This is a genomic window from Botryobacter ruber (genome assembly GCF_003347595.2).
Taxonomy (GTDB): domain Bacteria; phylum Bacteroidota; class Bacteroidia; order Cytophagales; family Hymenobacteraceae; genus Pontibacter; species Pontibacter ruber_A.
This window is the reverse complement of record NZ_QCZK02000041.1, coordinates 137,313-160,182: the sequence shown is the minus strand read 5'-3', so window position 1 is coordinate 160,182 and position 22,870 is coordinate 137,313. Positions and strand designations below refer to the sequence as shown.

25 protein-coding genes are annotated in these 22,870 nt (G+C 52.0%); 15 read left to right on the top strand and 10 right to left on the bottom strand.

The window, feature by feature from the left end:
* The first annotated feature begins 17 nt into the window (after window positions 1–17).
* Window positions 18–2,150 carry a glycogen debranching protein GlgX gene (gene glgX / locus DCW36_RS13540; RefSeq protein WP_114779115.1) on the top strand — a complete coding sequence of 711 codons (2,133 nt, stop codon included), beginning with the start codon at window positions 18–20 and terminating at the stop codon, window positions 2,148–2,150.
* A gap of 199 nt (window positions 2,151–2,349) precedes the next feature.
* Here glgX and DCW36_RS13535 read toward each other — a convergent pair whose 3' ends face one another.
* Window positions 2,350–2,646, bottom strand: coding sequence for a GNAT family N-acetyltransferase (locus DCW36_RS13535; protein WP_114779113.1), 297 nt, complete (start codon window positions 2,644–2,646; stop codon window positions 2,350–2,352).
* Between the two features lie 667 nt (window positions 2,647–3,313).
* Here DCW36_RS13535 and DCW36_RS13530 point away from each other — a divergent pair.
* A complete protein-coding gene (locus tag DCW36_RS13530) occupies window positions 3,314–4,909 on the top strand; it encodes a PQQ-dependent sugar dehydrogenase (protein ID WP_164891133.1) in 1,596 nt (531 codons plus the stop codon).
* A gap of 106 nt (window positions 4,910–5,015) precedes the next feature.
* Window positions 5,016–5,207 (top strand): hypothetical protein, encoded by a 192-nt coding sequence (locus tag DCW36_RS13525; RefSeq protein WP_114779109.1) that lies wholly within the window; start codon window positions 5,016–5,018, stop codon window positions 5,205–5,207.
* A gap of 105 nt (window positions 5,208–5,312) precedes the next feature.
* Here the strand turns inward: DCW36_RS13525 and DCW36_RS13520 are convergent, their stop codons facing one another.
* Together DCW36_RS13520 and pyrE are read right to left on the bottom strand one after the other, a co-directional pair.
* Window positions 5,313–5,810, bottom strand: a complete 498-nt coding sequence (locus DCW36_RS13520) for a metallophosphoesterase family protein (RefSeq protein ID WP_114779107.1) — start codon at window positions 5,808–5,810, stop codon at window positions 5,313–5,315.
* 302 nt (window positions 5,811–6,112) lie between these two features.
* On the bottom strand, window positions 6,113–6,751 hold the full coding sequence (gene pyrE, locus DCW36_RS13515; protein WP_114779105.1) for an orotate phosphoribosyltransferase: 639 nt from the start codon (window positions 6,749–6,751) through the stop codon (window positions 6,113–6,115).
* Window positions 6,752–6,855: 104 nt separating this feature from the next.
* On the opposite strand from pyrE, the gene DCW36_RS13510 reads away from it, so the two are divergent.
* Window positions 6,856–7,536, top strand: a complete 681-nt coding sequence (locus DCW36_RS13510; protein ID WP_114779103.1) for an NUDIX hydrolase — start codon at window positions 6,856–6,858, stop codon at window positions 7,534–7,536.
* Here DCW36_RS13510 and coaD read toward each other — a convergent pair.
* Complete coding sequence (gene coaD / locus DCW36_RS13505) at window positions 7,490–7,969, bottom strand: pantetheine-phosphate adenylyltransferase (protein WP_114779101.1); 480 nt, start codon at window positions 7,967–7,969, stop codon at window positions 7,490–7,492. The two genes, DCW36_RS13510 and coaD, sit on opposite strands and share 47 nt — an antisense overlap.
* A 4-nt stretch (window positions 7,970–7,973) precedes the next feature.
* Window positions 7,974–8,861: a DUF3822 family protein gene (locus tag DCW36_RS13500; protein WP_114779098.1), complete on the bottom strand. Its 888-nt coding sequence runs from the start codon at window positions 8,859–8,861 to the stop codon at window positions 7,974–7,976.
* 191 nt (window positions 8,862–9,052) lie between these two features.
* Between DCW36_RS13500 and DCW36_RS13495 the strand changes: the two genes are divergently transcribed.
* The 4 genes from DCW36_RS13495 (at window position 9,053) to DCW36_RS13480 (ending at window position 13,490) form a co-directional block, all read left to right on the top strand.
* Complete coding sequence (locus DCW36_RS13495; protein ID WP_114779096.1) at window positions 9,053–9,508, top strand: AAA family ATPase; 456 nt, start codon at window positions 9,053–9,055, stop codon at window positions 9,506–9,508.
* A 326-nt stretch (window positions 9,509–9,834) separates the two neighbouring features.
* Window positions 9,835–11,085, top strand: a complete 1,251-nt coding sequence (locus DCW36_RS13490; protein ID WP_114779094.1) for a pyridoxal phosphate-dependent aminotransferase — start codon at window positions 9,835–9,837, stop codon at window positions 11,083–11,085.
* Between the two features lie 237 nt (window positions 11,086–11,322).
* Window positions 11,323–12,204 carry a cysteine synthase CysM gene (cysM, locus tag DCW36_RS13485; protein WP_114779092.1) on the top strand — a complete coding sequence of 294 codons (882 nt, stop codon included), beginning with the start codon at window positions 11,323–11,325 and terminating at the stop codon, window positions 12,202–12,204.
* A 242-nt stretch (window positions 12,205–12,446) separates the two neighbouring features.
* Window positions 12,447–13,490: an NAD(P)-dependent alcohol dehydrogenase gene (locus DCW36_RS13480; protein ID WP_114779090.1), complete on the top strand. Its 1,044-nt coding sequence runs from the start codon at window positions 12,447–12,449 to the stop codon at window positions 13,488–13,490.
* A 62-nt stretch (window positions 13,491–13,552) separates the two neighbouring features.
* Here the strand turns inward: DCW36_RS13480 and DCW36_RS13475 are convergent, their stop codons facing one another.
* Window positions 13,553–13,975 (bottom strand): T9SS type A sorting domain-containing protein, encoded by a 423-nt coding sequence (locus DCW36_RS13475; RefSeq protein WP_114779088.1) that lies wholly within the window; start codon window positions 13,973–13,975, stop codon window positions 13,553–13,555.
* Window positions 13,976–14,232: 257 nt separating this feature from the next.
* Here DCW36_RS13475 and DCW36_RS13470 point away from each other — a divergent pair, with 257 nt between their 5' ends.
* The gene (locus DCW36_RS13470) at window positions 14,233–14,847 is read left to right on the top strand and encodes a membrane-associated protein (RefSeq protein WP_240676176.1); all 615 of its coding nucleotides are present in this window, start codon (window positions 14,233–14,235) and stop codon (window positions 14,845–14,847) included.
* Window positions 14,848–14,854: 7 nt separating this feature from the next.
* On the opposite strand, the gene trxA is transcribed toward DCW36_RS13470, so the two are convergent.
* A complete protein-coding gene (gene trxA, locus DCW36_RS13465; protein ID WP_114779086.1) occupies window positions 14,855–15,163 on the bottom strand; it encodes a thioredoxin in 309 nt (102 codons plus the stop codon).
* Window positions 15,164–15,367: 204 nt separating this feature from the next.
* Here trxA and DCW36_RS13460 point away from each other — a divergent pair, with 204 nt between their 5' ends.
* From DCW36_RS13460 to DCW36_RS13445, 4 genes are read left to right on the top strand one after another with little or no spacing between them, the layout of a single operon-like run.
* Window positions 15,368–15,703 (top strand): hypothetical protein, encoded by a 336-nt coding sequence (locus DCW36_RS13460; RefSeq protein ID WP_114779084.1) that lies wholly within the window; start codon window positions 15,368–15,370, stop codon window positions 15,701–15,703.
* Between the two features lie 7 nt (window positions 15,704–15,710).
* Entirely contained in the window at window positions 15,711–16,358 is a 648-nt protein-coding gene (locus DCW36_RS13455) for a hypothetical protein (protein WP_114779082.1), read from the top strand.
* Entirely contained in the window at window positions 16,355–17,143 is a 789-nt protein-coding gene (locus DCW36_RS13450) for a sensor histidine kinase (RefSeq protein WP_114779080.1), read from the top strand. The genes DCW36_RS13455 and DCW36_RS13450 overlap by 4 nt, the downstream gene beginning before the upstream one ends.
* Before the next feature lie 28 nt (window positions 17,144–17,171).
* The gene (locus DCW36_RS13445; RefSeq protein ID WP_114779078.1) at window positions 17,172–17,573 is read left to right on the top strand and encodes a response regulator; all 402 of its coding nucleotides are present in this window, start codon (window positions 17,172–17,174) and stop codon (window positions 17,571–17,573) included.
* Between the two features lie 108 nt (window positions 17,574–17,681).
* On the opposite strand, the gene DCW36_RS13440 is transcribed toward DCW36_RS13445, so the two are convergent.
* Window positions 17,682–18,932, bottom strand: a complete 1,251-nt coding sequence (locus tag DCW36_RS13440) for an MFS transporter (protein ID WP_114779076.1) — start codon at window positions 18,930–18,932, stop codon at window positions 17,682–17,684.
* Window positions 18,933–19,161: 229 nt separating this feature from the next.
* On the opposite strand from DCW36_RS13440, the gene DCW36_RS13435 reads away from it, so the two are divergent.
* A complete protein-coding gene (locus DCW36_RS13435; protein ID WP_114779074.1) occupies window positions 19,162–19,458 on the top strand; it encodes an HNH endonuclease in 297 nt (98 codons plus the stop codon).
* Window positions 19,459–19,537: 79 nt separating this feature from the next.
* The gene (locus DCW36_RS13430; RefSeq protein ID WP_114779072.1) at window positions 19,538–20,446 is read left to right on the top strand and encodes a pseudouridine-5'-phosphate glycosidase; all 909 of its coding nucleotides are present in this window, start codon (window positions 19,538–19,540) and stop codon (window positions 20,444–20,446) included.
* 38 nt (window positions 20,447–20,484) lie between these two features.
* Here the strand turns inward: DCW36_RS13430 and DCW36_RS13425 are convergent, their stop codons facing one another.
* The gene (locus tag DCW36_RS13425; protein WP_114779070.1) at window positions 20,485–21,210 is read right to left on the bottom strand and encodes an energy transducer TonB; all 726 of its coding nucleotides are present in this window, start codon (window positions 21,208–21,210) and stop codon (window positions 20,485–20,487) included.
* Between the two features lie 79 nt (window positions 21,211–21,289).
* The gene (locus DCW36_RS13420) at window positions 21,290–22,777 is read right to left on the bottom strand and encodes a nicotinate phosphoribosyltransferase (RefSeq protein WP_114779068.1); all 1,488 of its coding nucleotides are present in this window, start codon (window positions 22,775–22,777) and stop codon (window positions 21,290–21,292) included.
* Window positions 22,778–22,870 lie beyond the last annotated feature (93 nt).

Sequence of the window (22,870 nt, the reverse complement as noted above, 5' to 3'; positions counted from 1 at the left end):
CGCTACAGCTAAACTCTATGATAATAAATGTTTATCCTGGCAGCCCCTATCCATTGGGAGCCACCTGGGACGGAGAGGGCGTAAATTTTGCACTTTATGCCGAGAACGCGACAGGCGTGGAACTTTGTCTTTTCCAGACGATCGAAGACCCGACCGAACACGTTCAGATAAAACTGACCGAGCGCACCCACCACGTATGGCATGCTTACCTGCCGGGGGTGGGACCGGGGCAGCTCTACGGGTACCGCGTGCATGGCCCCTACGAACCGCAGAACGGGCACCGGTTCAATCCGAACAAGCTCCTCATCGACCCTTATGCCAAGGCGGTTGCAGGCACGATCAACTGGGACGATGCGCTCTTTGGCTACCAGATGGGACATGCCGATGCCGACCTGAGCATGAGTACATCCGACAGCGCACCTTTTATTCCGTGCTCCGTGGTAATAGACCAGAATTTTGACTGGAAAGGCGTGAAACCGCCCAAAATTCCTTATCACAGGTCCGTGATCTACGAAACCCATGTGAAAGGCTTTACGCAGCTGCACCCCGAAATCCCGGAAAAAATCCGGGGAACTTATGCTGCCCTGGGGCATCCGGTTACGATAAAGTACCTGCAGGAACTGGGGGTGACGGCGGTGGAACTGATGCCGGTGCACCATTTCGTGTCAGACAAACACCTGATAGACAAGGGGCTCACCAACTACTGGGGCTACAACACCATCGGCTATTTTGCCCCCGATGTGCGCTACTCCAGTTCGGGCATTATGGGCGAACAGGTAACGGAGTTCAAAACCATGGTGCGGGAGCTGCACAAGGCCGGAATCGAAGTTATCCTGGATGTGGTGTACAACCACACGGCGGAAGGCAACCAGCTGGGCCCCACGCTCTCGTTCAAGGGAATAGACAATGCGGCCTATTACCGGCTGGTAGAGGATAATAAACGCTACTACATGGACTATACCGGCACGGGCAACACCCTGAATGCCATGATGCCCAACGTGCTGCGCCTGATCATGGACAGCCTCCGCTACTGGATCCTGGAAATGCAGGTGGACGGCTTCCGGTTCGACCTGGCTTCTACGCTGGCCCGGGAGCTGCACGAAGTGGACCGGCTGGGCTCTTTCTTCGACATCATTCACCAGGACCCGGTTATCTCGCAGGTCAAGCTGATCGCTGAGCCCTGGGACATAGGGGAGGGGGGCTACCAGGTAGGTAAATTCCCGCCGGGCTGGGCCGAGTGGAACGGCAAGTACCGCGACTGCGTGCGCGACTACTGGCGCGGTGAAGGGGGCATGCTGGGTGAATTTGCTTACCGCTTCACGGGCAGCCCCGATTTGTATGAAGACGACTACCGCAAACCTACAGCCAGTGTAAATTTTATTACCGCGCACGATGGCTTCACGCTTCACGACCTGGTGAGCTATAACGAAAAGCACAACGAAGCCAACGGAGAGGGCAACAACGACGGCGATAGCCACAACCGCTCCTGTAACTACGGTGCAGAAGGCGAAACAGACGATGCGGTCATTAATGCGGTACGCTCCAAACAGAAAAGGAATTTCCTGACCACGCTCTTTTTATCGCAGGGGGTGCCCATGCTGGTGGCCGGCGATGAACTGGGGCGTACGCAGAAAGGCAACAACAACGCCTACTGCCAGGACAACGAAATATCGTGGCTGGACTGGTCGAAGGCCGATAAGGAGCTGCTCGCCTTTACGCGCAAGCTGATAAAGCTCCGGCTGGAGCACCCGGTCTTCTGCCGCCGCCGCTGGTTCCAGGGGCAGCCGGTCCGGGGCGTAGGGCTCGAGGATATTGCCTGGTTTCATGCCGACGGCCGCGAGATGAACGAGGAAGACTGGACGAACGGGCACGCCAAATCGCTGGCAGTTTACCTGAACGGGCACGGCCTGCACTGGGTTGGCTACCGGGGCGAGCAGATCACCGACGACAGCTTTTATGTAATTTTTAATGCCCACCACAGCCCCATCCAGTTTAAACTCCCCTTCTACAAGTACGGGGACAGGTGGACCAAGATCCTGGACACGAGCGAGGACAGGGTGGAGGAAGATGCGCGTAAAAGTTACGGTTCGCGCAAAACCATCAAGGTGGAAGGCATGTCGGTTGTGCTGCTGCACCATCCGCTGAAGTGATGTATTGTTAAAAGCAAAAGCGGCTGTACCGGTTTTTCGGTCAGCCGCTTTTTTTTATTTCTGCACCTGCCACCACTCCCTCAGCACTTCAGTTGATGGGAAAACGACGTTAGCTGGCAACTTTTATGTTACTGCAGCTGCCACCACAGCCACTGCTCCTCCGGTTTTCAGGTTGAAGGGAGAAAGAGTATCGAAGGCACTACTGCTCCTCTTCCTCCTCCTTTGCAAGGTGGTTGTACTCCGGGTGGCGTTTCAGGTAAATTTCTACGGCATTGCACGAAGGAACAAACCTGTAGTTTCTGGACTTGGCAAATTCCAGGCCTGCCTGCACCAGTGCGTCAGTAACCCCTTTGTTGCGGAATTTTTTCGGGACGAAGGTATAATCAAAATCCAGCAGGTCGTCTTCGAGGTAATTATAGCTTAGCTCCGCCTCTTCCCCCTCCAGGTCAGCGTAAAATCGTTGCTCGTCGGCGTCATGTATGATGTTTAGTTCCATTGTTCAAACGTAGCTGTGAAAGCCGTTATTCGTAAAACGTCGCGCTGCCGTTACATTTTAGTATAAACAGTGCTATAACTTTCTTTAAAATCGATTGTAGGAGTAGAGGGTGTAGTTTTTAAAAATTTCAACTTCTGAGGAGACCGGGATGAACACATGCGGGTAGGGGCGAACCCACGTGTTCGCCCCACCCATGAGGTGTTCGCCCAACCCGCGTGCTCACCTTGCTTCAAGCGGGCAAAAACAAGGCAGCTTCAAAGCAGACACTTATGTTACTGATGATTTAATGAACTTCCCGAATGCTTTTGGGGTGGTGTGAGAGGCACTCCCCGTCAGTTGGCGCTGCGGGGTGCGCCTCGATAATGGGTTTTATTTCTTTAGACTGACTGCTGAAAGGAATTGATTGTAGCTCAATTTCCTAAGATTGAAATTCTTATCGTCTTCCCATCCAGTTATTGTTTTTACTTGCTTGATTAATAAGTTTTCCCTTCCATCACTAATGCATTCTGCATTATCAGGCATAGTAAACGATAGTTAGTAGAATGTGTGCTAAAATAGTTATTTATAATGTTTTATGAGTGTTGGTGGTGTAAATACTGAAAATTAATCTGTACATTGTGGCAAAAATTCCTGTATGGTTCAAACCTCTACTCTTAAAGCTTTCTTGTTGGGCATTTCACTGCTGGCTGCTCCATCTGTATTTGGACAGCTTTCGAACCCGATTCCGGCAACTATTCCTTTTTCAGATCTAAAAGTACATCTGCGGCAGTTTGCGCAGATACCGGTTGGGCCGAAAGGAAATTCCGAGAATATTCCACGCATTAATATGGTGCGGGAGGTGCCGGATGCTTCGGGGCGTATGGCTGTGATCGATCTGAACGGGTACCTGTACATGCTGGACGGGCAGGGGCAGCACAACCTCTACCTGAATTTCCGCGATCATTTTCCGAAGTTTATCGACAGCCCGGGCAAGGGGACAGGTTCCGGTGCTTTTGCATTCCACCCGGAGTTTGCTGATAATGGCATTTTCTACACCACGCATGCCGAGGCCAACGGTGCCGCCACTGCCGATTTCAGACCCCTCGACGACAGCAAAATTACGTTACAATGGGTGCTTACGCGCTGGGTGTGCTCCGATAAAAATGCCACTACCTTTTCCGGTTCTAAAAAAGAACTGGTGCGCATGGAGTTTACCACCCAGATTCACGGCACGCAGGATATCGCTTTCAACCCCTATGCACAAAAAGGCGATGCGGATTACGGCATGCTGTACGTGTGCCAGGGCGAAGGTGGCGCATCAGAAAATGGCAAATACCTGAACGTGGCCAGCAAAGCCAGCTTTATGGGTACTATCTGGCGGATAGATCCGGAAGGAAACAACAGCAGGAACGGGAAGTATGGTATTCCGTCCGATAACCCGTTTGTGGGCGAGGCAGGCAGTGTGCAGGAAACCTGGGCCTATGGCTTCCGGAACCCGCACCGGCTGGCGTTTGAAAAGAAGGGGGAGGAGACGCTGCTTTTTGTGGGCGACATTGGCCAGCATAATATAGAAGAAGTAAACCTGGTGAAGAAAGGGGGACACCACGGCTGGGACAGGCGCGAAGGCACCTTCGAGTACAAACGCACCGACCGGAAAGTATATAATCTACCCACCACCGATGCCGAAGAATATGTTTACCCGGTAGCGCAGTACGACCACGGCGAAGGAAATGCCATCAGCCTGGGTGCTGTCTGGAAAGCCGAACATTCCCCTGCCTTCCACGGGCAGTTCTTCCTGGGCGATATTCTGCACGGGCATATATTCCATGCTCCTTTCGAGGCGCTTACGCAAGGTACGCCCTACCCGCTGCAGAAAGCCAAAATCATCATCCCCAACGGCTCCGAAACCGTTTTTCGTGACTGGATTACCGCTCCACGCGTCGATCTGCGTTTTGCGACAAAGCGCAACGGCGAGCTACTGCTTTTCACCAAAGCCGATGGCCGCATCTACACCATCCACGATGGCAGCAACGTCACGTCGCTCCGCGAGAAAAACAACGACGGCTTCTGGTTTGGGCCTAATCCTGCTACCAGCCGCTTAACCATTCACTCCAAAGGGCAGGGGCAGGCGCTGGTAATGGACATGAGCGGAAAGCAACTGCTGGTGCAGCAGGTAGCGGCGGCAGAGCAGACGCTGGATATCTCGAAACTTCCGGGCGGCACTTATATCCTGCTGGTGCAGGACAAAGACCGCATCCACCATCATTTGTTTCTGAAGCAGTAGCAGTTTTTTTACGGCAAATAAACAGGAATCAGAATTTGATGGTGCAATTACTTTACTTTATGGAAATAATCTCTTACTTTTGCCGTTCAAATAAAATATTGCAACGATGGGAGTTACAAGACTAAAAAGAAAAGACCGTAAGAATAAAGCCAGAGCAAACAACAAAGTAGCTAGAATTAAGCAGCTGTTGCTCACACCAGTTATCAAAAATGTAGATATGGACGAGCTGCGTGCTCAGTTTGGTGAGGCTCCAAAAAACAAAAAAGCAGAAGAAGCTCCAGCTGAAGCTGCTCAGTAATTTTTACGGGTTAGTAAGTCCATCTGCTGCCGCTGTTATTCCAGCAAATGGCGGCGGCTTACGAGAAAAGATTTGAAGTGTGTTTGCCCCGCAGACACACTTTTTTTATGCCCTTTTGCCAAGCTCCAGTACCTGCAGGTCGCGCACCTGACCCGCCTCAATCGTAAAGCGCACCATCGTCCTTACCTTATGAAAGCCATGTTTCCCCGCAGCCCCGGGGTTTATGTGGAGCAGGTTGGGCAGGCTTTTGTCGGGCATAATTTTGAGGATGTGCGAGTGCCCCGAAATAAACAGCTGCGGCGGATTCGTTTTAATTTCCTGCCGGATGTCGGGGTGGTATTTGCCGGGGTAGCCGCCAATGTGCGTCATGAGCACATCCAGCCCCGCCGCATCGAACCGCAGCACCTTCGGGTGTACCGCCCGCACGTCCGGCCCGTCGATGTTGCCATACACGCCCCGTACCGGCGCCACCTGTTGCAGCCGCTCCGAAATTGCTATCGTTCCGAAATCGCCCGCATGCCAGATCTCATCCCGGTCGCCCAGCAGCCGCAGTATCTGGTCGTCGAGGTAGCCGTGGGTGTCGGAGAGGAGGCCGATTTTCATAGAGTTTAGAAGTTAAAAAGGTAGAAAGGTAAGAATTTTGAATCCTGCTGATCCTTCAATCATTTAATCGTGTTCAGACAAAGGAGCAGAGAGAATGGAGGCAGGTGCAGACATAAAATCACACGCATCATTTAAATCACATATATCCCGGTTCAGACAACCAGCAGAGGCTATGGTGGAAGGAGCAGAAAAGAGTTTTAGGGTTGAAAATTTTCAACCCCTACAATTTCTACCTCTCTACCTCTCTACCTTCCAAACTCTCTAACTTTCTAACTTTCTAACTCCTAAACTTTCTAACTTCCCTACCTTCTCCACGTTTCCGGCGACTTACGCCATTCGCTCAGGGTAGCCATAGCCGATGCAGGAATAACCCCATTGGCCAAAGCGGCTTCGGTGAGGGCGTTGTAGTTGCTGAGGCAGAGCAGCGGAATGCCTGCTTTCCGGAAATTTTCGTCGGCGACTGAAAAGCCGTAGGTAAAAATCGCGGCCATGCCGATAACTTCTCCGCCGGCAGCACGTACTGCTTCAGCAGCTTTCAGGGAACTGCCGCCCGTCGAGATAAGGTCCTCCACGAGCACCACTTTCTGCCCGGCCAGCAGGCGGCCTTCAATTTGGTTGCCCATGCCGTGGCTTTTAGGCTGAGGTCTTACGTATAAGAAAGGCATCTCGAGCTGGTCGGCCACCAGGGCGCCCTGGGCAATGCCCGCGGTGGCTACACCGGCAATAGCCTCGGCATCCGGGAAATTGTCGCGGATGAGGCAGGCCAGTTCGTTTTTGATATAGCTGCGGATAAACGGAAACGAAAGCGTGACACGGTTGTCGCAGTAAATGGGTGAGTTCCAGCCCGAGCTCCATTTAAATGGTTGCTCCGGACGAAGTTTTACGGCCTCTGTTTCGAGCAGATACGAGGCGACCTGATGTGCTGTTGTAGTAGAATCCATGAGCGAATTTAGTTAAATATTATCTTTTTATGGCTCCGGATTTTGTTTACGCAGATTTATTTATCTATTTGTGGTAATTTTATCATCTAACAGATGTGCCCGTCATGAACGTTTTTATTAACGATATACCCCTGATTCTGAAAAAATCGAGTGAGAAAGTATACAAGCACCATTACGACCTGGTAATGAATGCCGACGACCATTTCTCATCGAAGGACCTGGTGGGCGATGTCCTGATCAAAAATGCAGATCCAGCCATTGTCGACAGGCTGGTTCGCTTAATGGAAGTGAAGAAGCTCAAGAAGCTGAATTCGCTGACGTTGGTAGCCGATAAAAAGAAAAAACTTATCCTGCACCTCAAAGATCAGTTCAAGATTGTAAAAGCAGCCGGCGGCCTGGTGCTGAAAGAGGACAAACTTCTCATGATCTACCGGCTCGGCACCTGGGATTTCCCGAAAGGCAAGCTGAACAAAAAGGAGAAGATACGGGAAGGTGCCGTGCGCGAGGTAGAGGAGGAGTGCAACATTAAGGTGGAAGTAATGGATGCGCTGCCCAAAACATGGCACTCCTATGCCTACAAAGGCAACAAGATTCTGAAGAAAACCTCCTGGTTCCTGATGAACTGCACCGACGACAGCCTGATGAAGCCGCAGGCAGAGGAGTTTATTGAGGAAGTGCGCTGGATGACACCGGAAGAAGTGCTGGAGGTATTACCGAAAGCCTACACTTCCATCGCCTTTATTGCCCGCCACTACCTTCAATCTCTGAAATCCGGAAAGGTATAAACTCATCCACGTTGCCGCCGAAATGGTGTATCTCCCGGATGATGGAGGAACTGATGGCGGCCAGGCGGGGGGAGGTAATCAGGAACACGGTTTCCAGGTCTTTGTTTACGTGACGGTTGGCCTGGGCAATCGTGTTTTCGTATTCAAAGTCGGTGGTGTTGCGGAGGCCCCGCAGCAGGAACGTAGCGCCCACTTCGCGGGCAAATTCTGCCGTCAGTCCTTTATAAGGTTGTACTTTGATGTTGGGCTGGTTCTTAAAAACACCCTGCACGATCTCCACCATCCGCTCCACGGGGATATAGCGGTTTTTGCTCGTGTTGTTCCCGATCGCTACAATAATCTCGTCAAAAAGCCTGGAGCCCCTGATCACCACATCGTAGTGGCCGTTGGTAAACGGGTCGAAAGAGCCGGGAAAAAGCGCAATTCTTTTCATATGTTTATTCGCAAAGGTGGAGGCTGTAAAGCTCGAAATAGCGGTGCTCGAACAGGTCGTTAAACCGGTAACTGTAGCCAACATCCGCAGGCTTTTTGCCGAGCCGCACCTGCCGGATATATTTCTGCAGGATAGAGAACAAGGCAGAGTCGTGGGTAATATCGCCCCACACCGTAATGGTTTCCTGCTCCGGGTTCATCCGCTGCTCCTGCATCACAAATACAATGTAATAAATAAAATCCTCGGGACTCAGGTAATGGAAGATGTTGCAGAACTCGAGTCCGCGCCTGCCGATCACCAGCACCGTTACGTAATTCTGTTCCACGAACAGGTACATCCGCTGCTCCGTCAGGCGCCTTGCCAGGTGCAGCTCACTCCGGATAAGGGCGCTGGTCTGGTGCAGGAAACGGACAGGCCGCTCCGGGAACAGCTGCTGAAACGTGTCGTAAATGGCCCGGTGCACCGAAAAGATGTTAACCGCCTCCAGCCCGGTTTGCTTATACGATAATACCACATCCTGCTGCGAGTCCAGGTCGCTGTGCAGGCGCAGGTAATCCGTCTGGTGTTCGGGCACGAAAAGCGTTTCGGGCACCAGCGTAAAATGCGTGTTGCTCACCGACACCCTGATCTCCTGCCAGTGCCGCTCCTGCAGCAGCCTGGTGCATTTGGCAATCAGCTGCAGCTGTTCGGCCACCTGTTCCGGCGTAAAAACCGTTATCAGCTCATAATCTTCCAGCACCACAAACTTGTTACGTTCCAGGTCTGCCACGCCCAGCCGGATAAATTTATGGCCGATGGCGATGTACAGGTTACAGCTCATTGCCTGCGACAGCTGAAAAGCCTCATCATTGATCCTGTGGGCGAGCCTGAATTGTGTGCTGATGTGGTTCAAGTTTAGTTGTTATGGAAGTTGTGCGCACAAAAAGCAGTTCTGCCGTCTTGTGCCCTGCAAGTATAAAAAAAATCTGCCAAATGTGCGGCTTTAACCTGTGCCGGAACCGCACGGTGCAGCAGAAAATGAGCAGTTTCTAAGCTAAAAAAACGTTGGGCTGCGTAAATTAAAGCAGGTAAATACGGGAACAAATGCAGGCAATCATCTTTTGTGGCATACAAGGCAGCGGGAAATCCACCTACTATCAGGAACACTTCTTTCATACCCACGTCCGCATCAGCCTGGACCTGCTGCGCACCCGTAACCGCGAGCGCCATTTTCTCCAGTGCTGTTTCCGGACGCAGCAGCGCTTTGTGGTCGATAACACCAACCCTACCATCGTGGAGCGGCAGCGGTACATCCTGTTAGCCCGGGAGGCGCGCTACGAGGTAACAGGTTACTTTTTCGAAACCGGCGTAAAGGACGCCCTCGCCCGCAACAGCCACCGGACCGGAAAGCTTTTTGTGCCTGAAAAAGGCATCTACGGCACCTGGCACAAGTTGCAGGTACCCACGCTGGCGGAGGGCTTCGACCAGCTCTTCCGGGTGCGGATTTTGCCGGATGGTAGCTACCATGTTTATCCGGATGTGCCTGATAGCCAGCTGTAACCGGTGCTACGGCATCTGGAAAAAGCAAAAATTATCTGCTGCAGCAGTCACCACACCCACTGCTCCATGTTCAGCTTCCGGCAGAAAGGCCGTGCAACTATAAGGGCTGTGAAATGTCAGCTGTGTTATTCCGCAGGAAATGGTAACGCTGTTCCGGCCAGTGCTGCTCAGAGGGCAACAACAAGCTTCACGGAATTTCCGTTTTTAAAATTGTTAAATAAATAATGAACGGAATGGTTCGTTGAGAAAATAGAAAGTTATAGCTTTGTATTTTAGCTACAGCTAGTAGCAAGCACCACATCCTGATTATTGGGAAATTTTAGTTTATGATACAACGGAGTACACGGCTGGATAACGTGTTTTACGAAATACGAGGGCCAATTTTTGAGAAAGCGAAAGAGCTTGAACAGCAGGGACACAAGATCATCAAATTAAATATCGGAAACCCTGCACCGTTTGGTTTTAACGCCCCGGATGCGGTTGTTGAACATGTGGTTGCCAACATCCGCAATGCGCAGGGGTACGAAGACCACAAAGGCCTTCTGTCTGCCCGTGAGGCCGTTCGGGATTACTATGTAAAAAAAGGCATCAACGTAACCGCCGACGATGTATCAATCGGAAACGGGGTAAGCGAACTGGTGATGCACACGGTGCTGGCGCTGCTCAACAACGGCGACGAAGTACTCGTGCCTTCGCCTGACTACCCGCTCTGGACGGCAGCCGTGAATTTTTCGGGCGGCAAAACCGTGCACTACATCTGCGACGAAGCATCGGACTGGTATCCTAATCTGGCCGATATCAAACGTAAGATCACCAGCCGCACCAAAGCGATCGTCATCATCAACCCGAACAACCCTACCGGGGCTGTTTATCCGCCTGCCATGCTGCAGGAACTGGTAAAACTGGCAGAAGAGCATAACCTGGTGGTGTTCTCCGATGAGATCTACGATAAGATTCTCTACGACGGTACCGTGCACTACCCCACAGCTCTTTACTCGGATAAAGCGCTGATTATTACGCTGTGCGGTATTTCCAAAAACTACCTGGCCGCCGGGTTCCGTGCCGGCTGGATGGTGGTGAGCGGTAATAAAGCAAAAGCAGCTTCTTATATAGATGGACTAAACACCCTGGCCAGCCTGCGCGTGTGCAGCAATGTGCCGGCCCAGTATGCCATTAAAGTTGCACTGGAGGGGCACCAGGATATGAAAGACCTCGTGCTGCCGAGCGGCAGGCTGGGGCAGCAGCGCGACCTGTGCTACGACAGGTTAACTGCTATTCCGGGTATAACCTGTGTAAAACCGATGGGGGCTTTTTACATGTTCCCCAAGATCGACACAGCTAAGTTCAACATCAAAAACGACCTGCAGTTTGTCATGGACTTCCTGCGGGAACAGCATGTGCTGCTGGTGCAGGGTACCGGCTTTAACTGGCACGAACCCAATCACTTCCGTGTCGTATATCTGCCTACCGTAGAAGAAATCAGCGTTACCATGGACAGGCTAAGCACTTTCCTGGCAAATTACCAGCAGGGGAAGCCTACCGTGGCCATGCTTCCTACCATTGAAGTAGAGGTCTGAAAATTTGATCCAGAACAGGAAAGGCTCCCGGAAGGGAGCCTTTCCTGTTTTATCTCCCCCGTCTCCTGCTCTATTCTCAGTTCTTTTATGCAAATTTTCTGGCATGGGAGCAATTTACTTTACCGGCAGCTATATATTTGCGTTTCGTAGAAAGTATGCTTATCATTAAGGTCTTACTCCGCTGGCAGCCTTAGTTGCTGCGCTATCGGGTAAAACAAAAACGCTAAAACATCTGACATGCCTTCATTAATAGACTTTATCGGCAACACGCCGCTTATCGAGTTAACGAATATTTCGCCAAACCCCCGGGTGAAGCTAATGGCGAAGCTGGAAGGAAACAACCCTGCCGGCAGTGTGAAAGACCGTGCTGCCTACAGCATGATTAAAGGCGCCCTGGACCGTGGCGAACTGAAACCGGGCATTAAGCTGATAGAAGCAACAAGCGGCAACACCGGCATTGCCCTGGCCATGATTGCCCGTTTGTTTAACGTGGAGATAGAGCTGGTGATGCCGGCCAACGCCACCCGCGAACGGGTACTAACCATGGAGGCCTACGGCGCCAAAGTGATCCTGACGCCTGCCGAAGGCTCTATGGAAGCGGCCATCGATTATGTGCACGCACGCGAAGCCGAAGGAGGATACCTGGTGCTTAACCAGTTCGCCAACCCCGATAACTACCTGGCCCACTACCGCACCACCGGCCCCGAGATCTGGAACGAAACACAGGGTACGATTACGCACTTCGTGTCTTCTATGGGAACAACGGGCACCATTATGGGCGTATCGCGCTACCTGAAAGAGCAGAACGAGGCGGTGCAGATTGTAGGGGTGCAGCCGGTAGATGGCTCTAACATTCCCGGCATCCGCCGCTGGCCCGAAGCGTACCTGCCTAAGATATTTGAAAAAGAACGTGTAGACAAAGTGATCGACGTATCCGCCACCGATGCCGTAAACATGACCCGGAGGCTGGCGCGCGAAGAAGGCGTGTTTGCCGGTATGAGCAGCGGCGGGGCTGTGCTGGCCGCCACCCGCCTGATGGAAACGCTGGATGAGGGTGTGGTTGTCTGCATCATCTGCGACCGCGGCGACCGCTACCTCTCTTCCGATTTATTCGGGTAATAAAAGCTGTCAGCACCTGTCACCACAGCCGCTGCACATGAACTTCTGTATCAGAACCTCTCCGTGACCTGTCCCCCGACAGGTCACTTTTTATTTTACCAATTTTCAAACTGGCTTTGCGCTCAGGAGGAATCATATATCACTGTTCAGATAATCAGCACCTGTCACCACAGCCACACCGCTCAACCTCTCACTTAAAAATCCCGTTCTACATAACTCAGCTTTAAACCAAACGAAGAACGATGAGAACAACACGCGCTTATGCCGCTTTCGACGAGGCCAATCCGCTGGGGCCTTTTGAATTTGAGCGGCGGGAGGTAAGGGATTACGATGTGCAGATCGAAACTTTATACTGCGGCGTCTGCCACACCGATATTCACCAGGTGCGCAACGAGTGGGGCGCCTCTAAATACCCGATGGTGCCGGGCCATGAAATTGTCGGTAGGGTAGTACGAACCGGAGGACAGGTAACAAAGTTCAGGGTAGGCGACCTGGCGGGCATTGGTTGCTTCGTCGACTCCTGCCGCACCTGCCCGAGCTGCCTGGAGGGGCTGGAGCAGTACTGCGAGGTGCACAACGTGGGCACCTACAACAGCGTGGAGCTGGATGGCAAAACCCCCACCTACGGCGGCTATTCCAGCCAGATTATTGTCGACGAAAAATATACGCTTAAAGTACCCGAAAACCTGGAACTGGCCCGTGTGGCGCCGCTGCTTTGTGCCGGCATCACCACCTATTCGCCGCTCATGCACTGGAAAGTGGGCAAAGGGCACCGCCTGGCAGTAGTTGGCTTGGGCGGACTGGGGCATATGGCCGTAAAAATAGGAGCTGCCCTGGGAGCCGACGTAACTGTACTAAGCACCTCACCGGGAAAAGAAGAGGATGCCCGCAGCCTGGGCGCCCATAATTTTGCCGTTACCCGCGACCCTGCGGCTCTGAAAAATCTCCGCAGCTCCTTCGATTTTATACTCGATACGGTATCGGCCCCGCACGATTACAACATGTACCTGAACCTGCTCAAGCGCGACGGCACCATGATCCTGGTTGGCGCTCCGCCGGAACCTACGCCCGTAGCCGGTTTCAGCCTGATTGCACGCCGCAAACGCCTCGTCGGTTCCATGATAGGCGGTATCCGGGAAACGCAGGAAATGCTCGATTTCTGTGCCGCACACAACATCATGGCCGATGTGGAAGTGATCCCGATGGATTATATCAACGAGGCCTACGAGCGCGTGCTGAAAAGCGATGTCAAATACAGGTTTGTGATCGATATGGCTTCGCTCTAACAAGCAGTATCTACTAAAAAAGCGAAAGGCGCTTACCTGGTCCGGTAGCGCCTTTCGCTCTTTTATCTTCGTTTCTTTTTGTGCTGTACCTGGGTTTTATTCCGGACTTTAAACTTAGACCAGTAAGTCGTGTCGGAGGTTTTTACCGTAACCTGGTAACTGTCTGTTCTTAAAGGTCCCAGGTCAAATTGCCAGCGATAGGTACTGTCGGCAATACTGATGGGCTGCTGATACACCAGTTTACCGGCGTTATTCGTTATCTCCAGGATAGCATCTTCCTTTAAAACCTGCTTAAAGTCCAGCTGATACGTGCCTTTTTTGGTTGGCTCCAGGTGAATGCCCGAAAGCGTTTCCATTTTGCGGGTGGTATCAGGTAGTGACACAGATTCGGGCTGCGGCTGCATTTGCGCTAAAGCAGGTATAGCAAAGGTGGCAAAAGAAAGCCCCGAGGCCAGGGCAAGGGTATATTTCAGTTTCATCATCATAGTTTTCTGTTTTTAAAGAATCAGTATCTGCGCTTTACATAGCACAATCCGGACCAATTTTTCGCTGCCGCGTTTCTGTAGGAAAGAAATTAACCTTCTTGTACTGCTCATTTCGCTTACAACAGCTGTTTTCCGGACAAAGTTCTGCATAAACCTGTAGCTGGTATAAACTTACGCAAGCAGTTTTTTCGTATAAAATCGGTAGGGAAGAACGAACAATACAGGAGCAGGTAACCACCTTTTAGCAAGCAAAGCCTATGGAGGAGTTAATAGCAGACATGGATGCCGGCACCACGATTCCACTCTGGATAAAAACGGCTTATACTGTTTTTGTGCTGATACTTGTGCCCGTCTACTGGAAAAAGTGGGGGCTGGCCAATTTTCTCTGGTTCTCCGATATTGCGCTGTTTGTGATGCTGGCGGCGGTGTGGCTGGAAAGCAGGTTGCTGGCCAGTATGATGGCCGTAGGCGTACTGGCGCCCGAAATAGCCTGGAACATTGCCTACTTTACAAGGCTGCTGACCGGGAAAAATATCCTGAGCCTCACCAACTACATGTTCGACAGCTCCAAACCTTTGTACCTCCGGGCGCTTTCCCTGTTTCACGTCATTCTGCCTGCCCTGGTCATCTGGATGCTGGTCCGGTTTGGCTTTCATGAAAACGCACTTTTTTACCAGCTGGCACTGGGGTGGGTTGTGCTGCTGGTAACATTCCTGTTTACCAATCCTTCCGAAAACATAAACTGGGTGTTCGGCCCCGGCGAAAAACCGCAAACAAAAATGAATCCGGCCAGCTATTTCCTGCTGATCGTGGCAGCCTTTACGTTTGGCCTGTATATACCATCTTACCTGCTGTTGCGGTGGCTGTTTTAATAAGCTGCTAGCCTATGTGTTGCCTGATAACCTGGGCCAGCTGGTGGCCCGGCACAGCGCCCGCCTGTTTCCAGACAATCTGCCCGTTGCGGAAGAGGATAAAGGTGGGCACCCCCTGCACCCTGTACTGGCTGGCGGCAGCCTGGTTGTTGTCGATATTTACCTTCAGCACTTTCAGCTTTCCCGAAAACTCTTTCGCCAGCTGCTCCACCACCGGGTTCATCGTTTTGCAGGGACCGCACCAGTCTGCATAAAAATCAACCAGCACCGGCATACCGGGGCTGCTGATCAGTTCATTAAAAGATTTCTTTGCCATAATTACATTTTAAAAAAACAAACCCATACCTCAAGCGATAATACGCGAACTGTAGCAGGTATTGTTGCAGGGGCTGTGCTGCAATGCTGTTCTGCAGCTGCCACCACTCCCTTTGCAGCTGCTTATGCAGAAATTAAGGGGCTGATGATGAAATCTATATGAACCTTTTACTATATTTACTTTTTCAACCAACCTGAAATTTTTATGGCAACATACGATGGTACCATAGGCGGCGAAATAGCGTTGGAGCTGGCTGCTGAATGGACGGAAAACTACCGGAATCAGTTAACGGATTCAGGCGAAGCCCGTTCGCACTTTTTTGGCAGAGAAATTCTGGAGCGGCTGCTGGCGCAGGAGAAATGCGTAGGCATCCGGATGTATTACGGGTTAGAACTCCCTGCCGGCGAGGGTGCTAAAAAGCAGCTGATCCTGGTGGGCGTAGATGAAAATGGAAATGACCTGGAAGACTTAGTGGCCGACCGGTCAACTGTGTGTCCGCCGGAATGCATCGTGACCGGGGTTTTAAGCGGTGGCTCCTGATTAAAATATGATGCCCTTTATAAAAGTACTTGTTAATATTGCTGTTTTCAGTGTTCTGGTGCCGTTGGCCGTTGGCCTTTACCAATGGCACAAGGGCGGCAAGCTGGTAGCTAAGCTGGTACTTTTATATGTTTGCTTTTTGGTGGTAGTAGAAGGATTAGGGTATTACCTGGGAGCCAGAAAGATAAATAACCTCTGGCTGTCGCATGTATACATCCCGATAGAATATGCGTTGCTCAGCCTGATTTACTATTTCGTCTTCGACAACAAAACTGTCCGGTGGGTACTGAGCGTTTCGGTCGTGCTGTTTGCCTTGTTCTGCGTTTATGATGTGTTTTACATCGAGAGCATGCTTACATTTAATTCTTATCCACGCACCGTTGAGAGCGCTTTACTGATTGCCCTGGCCTTAATGTACTTCAATAAAGTGTTTCAAGACCTGGATAAACTGTACCTGGAGCGCGACCCTGTGTTCCTGCTCAGTGCCGGCATCATTATTTACTTTGCCGGGAGTGTAACCTTCTATGGGCTGGTCAACAAGATGATGGCGCAGTCGCAGGAGCAGACCCGTCTTTTGTTAAGTATAATCTATGTGTTAAACTTCGGGTTTAATATGCTACTGGCAACGGTGCTGTGGAGGGCGCCCCGCCAATGACTCCCTTTCTGCCTGTTCTTATCGTTACACCCATCCTGCTGTTGCTGTCGCTGGGTATTGTGATGGTTGTGCTGCGTTACCAGAAGCGCCTGATTGCGCACCAGCAACACCTGCGGGAGCTGCAGGATGTCCGGCAGCGGCAGGTGCTGGAGGCTGCCCTGGAGGCACAGGAGGCGGAGCGCAGGCGCATTGCCCGCGACCTGCACGACGAGGCCGGAACCATGCTGGCCCTGGTAAAACTACAGGTCAGCCAGTTGTGCAGTTCCGCTGTTTCGGGAACGGCAGCCATAACTACCTGCCAGACCGTAAAGCAGCAGCTGGATGATGTAATGGGCAGCGTGCGCCGGATATCACACGACCTGATGCCTGTCGTGCTCGAAAAAGTGGGCTTGGTTCCTGCTCTGAAATCATTGAAAAAAGCCATTCCGCCAGCTTCAGGATTTACCTTTGAACTAACCAACAACCAGGAAAACCAGAAACTCTCTGCCAAACTGGAGCTGACGGTATACCGGGTTGTGCAGGAACTGCTGAATAACACCCTCAAACATGCCGGTGCCAGCCAGGTGCAGGTAGATATACTTTATGCACCGGAGCAGCTGACGGTAACTTACTCCGATAATGGCAAAGGCTTTGCGGGCAGCCTGCCAAACGATGCGCAGCCTTCGCAGCCAGGCCTGGGCCTGACCAACCTCCAGAGCCGGGTAGAGCTCCTGAACGGCACTTTTCAATATTTATCGGGTGAAGGAACTGGTTTTCGTGCAGCTATTGTTCTGCCAATTCCTTAACTTTGAGAAATAAATTCATTTTTCAGCTATGAACCGGACTCCACTCACCCTGGCCATTGCAGACGATCACACCCTCTTCAGAAAGGGCCTGATCGAGATATTAAAAGCATACGAAGAAATAACGCTTGTTTGCGAAGCATCCAATGGGGTGGAACTGCTCGAGAAAATTGAGCACGACCTGCCCGACATTGTGATGCTCGACCTGGAAATGCCTGAAATGGACGGACTGGCTACGGCTCGTTACCTCTTAAGCAAATACCCCACCGTCAATATCCTGATCGTTTCGATGCACGGCGAAGAGCAGCTCGTAGAGATGCTGCTAAGCGAAGGCGCCCACGGCTACCTGCTTAAAAGTGCCGACCCCGAAGAACTGAGAGCAACACTGCAGTCGCTGAAAGTCCATGGCAGGGTGGATATCCTGGAAAACTGATTTTCCGGGCTTTCATTCGAAGATTCAAAACTTCACCGTTATTTTTTTCTTTGCTGCTCCAGCCACCATACCCGCTGCACCTCTTTCTAAATCAGGAAACTTACTTTATCACCCAACCGCCTTCAGATTCCGGATAACAGCCACCGCTACCAGCGTCATGCCACACGCCAGCCAGCCAACCCAGCTGAAGTGCATCAGGCTCCCGCTGGCTGTTTCCTTTACGATAAGTCCGGATAAAAAAGCGGCCATACCGGCGCTCAGCTGCTGCACCGACGAGTTGATGCTCATAAAACTCCCGCGGAGCTTCGGCTCTACGCTGGATGTAATCAGCGACATGGCCGGTACAAAGCGCGCGCCGAAGAAAATAAAGAAGATCGTGGTAACAACAAGTGCACTGTAAAGCGGTACGCGCGGCAGGTTCGTGAGCAGGATAATCGGCACCATCGAGAGCAGGGCCGCCGCCACAAACACCTTGTGTTTGCCCAGCCTGTCTGCCAGTCGCCCGGCCCATTGCGAGGTAAACACAGTAGCCAGTCCGCCGAAAAGGTAGATGTAGCTTAGTTCTGCCTCCGTAAAGCCCACGTTGGCCACCATGTAAGGGCTGATAAAAGGCACTACCAGGAAGCCTGCCATGGTTAAGGTAATAGTCAGCAGCATGGCCCACTGCAGGTTTCGCTTTACAACAATATCGCGCAGCACCAGGAACGGATTGCTTTTGCCCACGCTGCTCAGGTGCCCGCGCATGGGCGGCAGAAACTTAAACGAAGCCAGCAGGATCAGAAAGCTGAGTCCGGCCAGCAGGTAGAATGGCGCGTGCCAGCTCGTCTGGCTGGCCAGGTACAAGCCCACCGGGATACCGGCAATAGAAGCTACCGAGAAAGAGGCCATCACCTTACCCGTTGCCGCCCCACGACGCTGCTCCGGGATGGCATCGCCAATCACCGCCAGCACCAGCGCCCCCAGCACGCCGCCAAAGGCGCCTGCCACCACCCGTGCTGCCAGCAACAACCCATAGGTAGGAGCGAGGGCGCAGGTAAGAGTGCCAACGGTAAAGCCCAGGTACAGCCCCAGGATCGCATGTTTCCGGTCGAAGCGGTCGATGAAGAGGGCACTCAAAAAACCGGCCACCGCAGCACTGAACGTATAAGCCGACACCAGCAGCCCAAATTCGCCGGGCGAAATATTAAAAACACGCATGAGCTGCGGCCCCAGCGGCATCATGATCACAAAGTCCATCATGTGCGTGAACTGGATGGCCGCCAGCGTAAACACCAGCAGCCCTTCACGGATTACGGGTTTCGGAACTTGTTCCTGTTCCCGTAGCTGCGTGTCATGGTTTGTTTCAGAATCGGGTTGCATACATAAAATTTTACTTTTGAAAAGAGGGCAAATGTACTGAAATTTCAGGAAGGAATGTTGCTGCTGGTTTGAATCGTTGTTTACACGTTGGTTAATCGTCTTTTTTCTGCCGGTTTTTCCAGTTACAACGCCTGTTACTCCCAAAGCCCGACTTACGTAAACAGGAAGCAATAGTCTGGCCTGCACTGTAGCGGGCACAGGCATCATTTTTCAAAGCAAACCTGAACCAATGGCAAAACAGCAGGAGGAACTGAGATGTGAGCTTTGCGGACGGGAGGTGCAAAGCCTTTCGCGCCACCACCTGGTACCGCGCGAGGAGGGAGGCCGTTACGGCGCCACGGCAGAACTCTGCCAGCCCTGCCACAGCACCCTTCACCTTACCTTCAGCAACCGCGAACTGGCAACGTTGTACAATAACATAGAAGCGCTCCAACAAGCTGAGTCGCTGCAGAAGTATCTGAAATGGGTGAAAGACAAACGCATCGAGCGCATTGCCAACCGCCGTGGCCGGAACAGGCGCAGGTAAGGATGGAAAGCGTTAACTTTACCACAGCATACGGCAATTAAAAAAGTACTCCCAACAGTTAAAAACCGCTCCAGCAAATATGAACTACTTTTTAGAGATACATCCCGAAGTACAGCAGGCCATAGCAACTGGTCAACCGGTCGTTGCCCTGGAGTCCACGATTATTGCGCATGGCATGCCCTACCCCCAGAACGTACAGACAGCCCTGGAGGTAGAAGCCGTGATCAGGGAAACGGGCGCTATACCTGCCACCATCGCCATTTTACATGGCAAATGCTATGTAGGGCTAACGCAGGAGCAGATCGCCTACCTGGGCAAAGCTGAAAACGTGTGGAAAGTAAGCCTGGTGGATATGCCTTATGTCATCAGCAAAAAACTGGACGGAGCAACTACGGTGGCCACTACCATGCGCATTGCCGCTATGGCCGGCATAAAGGTTTTCGTGACCGGCGGCACCGGGGGCGTGCACCGCGGCGCAGAAACCACCATGGATATCTCAGCTGACCTCTCCGAAATGGCGCAAACATCAGTGGCAGTGGTGTCGGCAGGTGTAAAGTCAATCCTGGATATCGGGTTGACGCTGGAGTACCTGGAAACGCATGGCGTTCCGGTTGTCACTTTCGGGCAGGATGCGTTCCCCTGCTTTTACTCCTGCCAAAGTAAATTTAACTCACCTTTAAGGTTAGATAGCGCACAGGAAATAGCAGACCTGCTGCGGACCAAATGGATGCTCGGTTTGAAAGGTTCCGTTCTGATTGCCTACCCGGTGCCGGCGGAGCAGGAGGTGCCCGCCGAAGCTATGGAAGAATACATTCAACAGGCATTGCTGGCTGCCGAACAACAGCACATCCGGGGCAAACAAGTAACGCCTTTTATTCTGAAATACATTGCCGAGCACACCAAAGGCGAAAGCCTGGAAGCCAACATTGCCCTGATCAAGAACAATGCGAAGCTGGGAGCGGAAATAGCGAAGGCTTATGCGGAGTAATAGGTTTCTGTGGTTTAGGAACAGCTTTTTTATGTGTATTAATAACTAACAGTAAAAGGTATCGTGTAACGAACGGGAACAGCTCTGCCATTCTGGTATCCTGGTACAAATTCAGGCATTTTAGAGATCACACGTTCAACCTCCTGGTCTATGTCGTAACGGATCCCTTCCAGGAGGTGTATGTCTTTTACTTTACCGGTTGCACTTACCACAAAGGATACTTTTACTTTACCCTTAATTTTATCTCTTGCCGCCGTAGCAGGATAAATCAGATTTCGTGAAATGAAGTCAAACATTTCCTTTTCACCCCCCGGAAATAGGGGGAGTGTTTCAGTTGTAGGACCTCCTTCGAAAGAACTGGTAAAATAATCCGCTGCTAAACCTGCTATTCGTTTAGAAACATACGGCTCCTGGAGTTTGTAAATTTCGGCTTCGATCCTGTAGCAGGGGGCACTGCCTGGCGGTCTCAGAGTTGTAACGTAAATAGCATTTCCTCCGCGTTCTGCAGCGCGTGCTTTGGCATAGGCGAGTGCCTCTGTTATACCACAGTACATCAGGTAATCACTGCTATTTACTTTCACTGTACCCATTATTTCAGCATTTTCCGGTCTTTCTTCCTGCTGATAAATAACTTCTACTTCCTCGCTACTCATAGAAGTATCCAGTATAGGATAGGAACTGATCACTTGCGTGCCTGGCTGGCAGCTAACGAGCGTAAAAAGGGATAGAATGCTGCATAATAAGCCAAAGAATACTTCTCTCATTTTAAGGATAACTTACAAAAGGACCTAAAAATAGAAAATTTGCTGGAGCGAATGAAACATCTTTGTTACTTCCTGTTCCTCAGCCCGCCTGCTGCACATTATTGCCCTCGGCCTTCAGCTTCAGAATGAGGTCGAGTTTGTACTGGTGCAGGCTTTCTTCGAGGCCGGCCGGGTAGCTATGCGGGTTCAGGTAGCGGCGGATACTTTCGTGCAGGTGCCGTAATTCTTCCTGTACCCGGGCTTTGATCGCTTTCAGATCCGGGCGGTCGTATTGCAGCGCTCCCTTCACAAATACCGGCACCAGTAGGTCGGTGAAGGGTGTGTTTGTGGCTATATGTTTGCGGCGGGTGCTGTCGGTTGGGTCTACGATGACGAGCTTTTCGGGAAGGGGCTCTGCTTCGTTGTAAATCATATCGGCCAGGTAGCCGTGCGCATCGTGGAAGCGGCGCACCTGCAGGAGGCCCGGTGTGGAGGTTTTGATCAGTTGCTCCGACAGTTTTATTTTGTAGCTCCAGTCACCATTGCTTCTCCTGAGGGCCGCGAGCTTGTACACGCCGCCCAGCGCAGGCTGGTCGTAAGCCGTAACCAGTTGTGTGCCTACGCCCCAGACATTTACTTTAGCGCCTTCCTGTTTCAGGCTGGTAATGATGTGTTCGTTCAGGTCGTTGCTGGCAACGATGTTGGTGTCCGAAAATCCCGCTTCGTCGAGCAGTTTTCGCGCTTGCTGGCTCAGGTAGGTCAGGTCGCCGGAGTCGAGGCGGATGCCGCTCAGCTTAAAGCCCAGCGGTTGCAGCTCGCGGGCAGTAGCAATGGCTTTCTTTACCCCTTCCAGGGTGTTGAAGGTATCGACCAGGAAAACAGAGTCGTGCGGGAACGTTTCGCCGTAGGCACGGAAGGCTTGCTCTTCGGTGGCAAAAGCCTGTACCCAGCTGTGGGCGTGGGTGCCGCGAACCGGTATATCAAACAGCTTCCCGGCCAGTACGTTGGACGTAGCGCCAACACCGCCAATGTAGGCTGCCCGAGTGGCTGCCAGCGCCCCGTCGATGCCCTGCGCCCGTCGCATCCCGAATTCAATTAACTGGTCGCCTTTTACGGCATCGGCAATGCGGGCTGCTTTGGTTGCGACAAGGGTCTGGAAGTTGATGATGGTAAGCAGCGGCGTTTCGATGAGCTGGGCCTGCAGGAGCGGACCGCGCACCCGTACCAGCGGCTCGTTCGGAAAGACAACTGTTCCTTCGGGTACGGCATCCACGGAGCAGGTAAAGCGCAGGTCGCGGAGGTAGTCCAGGAACGCTTTTTCGAACAGCGGTTGTTGCCGGCTTCCTTTCAGCTCCGCCAGGTACGCCAGGTCCTCCTCCTGAAACCGCAGCTGCTCCAGGTAGTCGATGGCATAGGCCAGTCCTGCCGCCACGGTATAGCCACCTTTAAACGGGTTCTTGCGGAAGTACAGGTGAAACACCGATTCCTGCTCCGCCATACCCTGTTTCCAGTAGCCATATGCCATCGTGAGCTGGTAAAAGTCGGTGAGCAGCGACAGGGAAGTGCCGTAGATATCCTGAAGTTTCATGTGCTATTCGGTTTGTGTTGTCAGCTTCTGCAAACGTAAGCAAAAGGGGAGTGGTTGGCGCTGTTTTGGGTGTTTTTTTCGAGCAGCAGCGGC

Excerpts from the sequence above, each read along its gene's own strand:
- glgX (WP_114779115.1), top strand. The coding sequence starts at position 18 with ATGATAATAAATGTTTATCCTGGCAGCCCCTATCCATTGGGAGCCACC.
- DCW36_RS13535 (WP_114779113.1), bottom strand. The coding sequence starts at position 2,646 with ATGGAACTAAACATCATACATGACGCCGACGAGCAACGATTTTACGCT.
- DCW36_RS13525 (WP_114779109.1), top strand. The coding sequence starts at position 5,016 with ATGGGAGTTACAAGACTAAAAAGAAAAGACCGTAAGAATAAAGCCAGA.
- DCW36_RS13520 (WP_114779107.1), bottom strand. The coding sequence starts at position 5,810 with ATGAAAATCGGCCTCCTCTCCGACACCCACGGCTACCTCGACGACCAG.
- pyrE (WP_114779105.1), bottom strand. The coding sequence starts at position 6,751 with ATGGATTCTACTACAACAGCACATCAGGTCGCCTCGTATCTGCTCGAA.
- DCW36_RS13510 (WP_114779103.1), top strand. The coding sequence starts at position 6,856 with ATGAACGTTTTTATTAACGATATACCCCTGATTCTGAAAAAATCGAGT.
- coaD (WP_114779101.1), bottom strand. The coding sequence starts at position 7,969 with ATGAAAAGAATTGCGCTTTTTCCCGGCTCTTTCGACCCGTTTACCAAC.
- DCW36_RS13495 (WP_114779096.1), top strand. The coding sequence starts at position 9,053 with ATGCAGGCAATCATCTTTTGTGGCATACAAGGCAGCGGGAAATCCACC.
- DCW36_RS13490 (WP_114779094.1), top strand. The coding sequence starts at position 9,835 with ATGATACAACGGAGTACACGGCTGGATAACGTGTTTTACGAAATACGA.
- cysM (WP_114779092.1), top strand. The coding sequence starts at position 11,323 with ATGCCTTCATTAATAGACTTTATCGGCAACACGCCGCTTATCGAGTTA.
- DCW36_RS13480 (WP_114779090.1), top strand. The coding sequence starts at position 12,447 with ATGAGAACAACACGCGCTTATGCCGCTTTCGACGAGGCCAATCCGCTG.
- DCW36_RS13475 (WP_114779088.1), bottom strand. The coding sequence starts at position 13,975 with ATGATGATGAAACTGAAATATACCCTTGCCCTGGCCTCGGGGCTTTCT.
- DCW36_RS13470 (WP_240676176.1), top strand. The coding sequence starts at position 14,233 with ATGGAGGAGTTAATAGCAGACATGGATGCCGGCACCACGATTCCACTC.
- trxA (WP_114779086.1), bottom strand. The coding sequence starts at position 15,163 with ATGGCAAAGAAATCTTTTAATGAACTGATCAGCAGCCCCGGTATGCCG.
- DCW36_RS13460 (WP_114779084.1), top strand. The coding sequence starts at position 15,368 with ATGGCAACATACGATGGTACCATAGGCGGCGAAATAGCGTTGGAGCTG.
- DCW36_RS13455 (WP_114779082.1), top strand. The coding sequence starts at position 15,711 with ATGATGCCCTTTATAAAAGTACTTGTTAATATTGCTGTTTTCAGTGTT.
- DCW36_RS13450 (WP_114779080.1), top strand. The coding sequence starts at position 16,355 with ATGACTCCCTTTCTGCCTGTTCTTATCGTTACACCCATCCTGCTGTTG.
- DCW36_RS13445 (WP_114779078.1), top strand. The coding sequence starts at position 17,172 with ATGAACCGGACTCCACTCACCCTGGCCATTGCAGACGATCACACCCTC.
- DCW36_RS13440 (WP_114779076.1), bottom strand. The coding sequence starts at position 18,932 with ATGCAACCCGATTCTGAAACAAACCATGACACGCAGCTACGGGAACAG.
- DCW36_RS13435 (WP_114779074.1), top strand. The coding sequence starts at position 19,162 with ATGGCAAAACAGCAGGAGGAACTGAGATGTGAGCTTTGCGGACGGGAG.
- DCW36_RS13430 (WP_114779072.1), top strand. The coding sequence starts at position 19,538 with ATGAACTACTTTTTAGAGATACATCCCGAAGTACAGCAGGCCATAGCA.
- DCW36_RS13425 (WP_114779070.1), bottom strand. The coding sequence starts at position 21,210 with ATGAGAGAAGTATTCTTTGGCTTATTATGCAGCATTCTATCCCTTTTT.
- DCW36_RS13420 (WP_114779068.1), bottom strand. The coding sequence starts at position 22,777 with ATGAAACTTCAGGATATCTACGGCACTTCCCTGTCGCTGCTCACCGAC.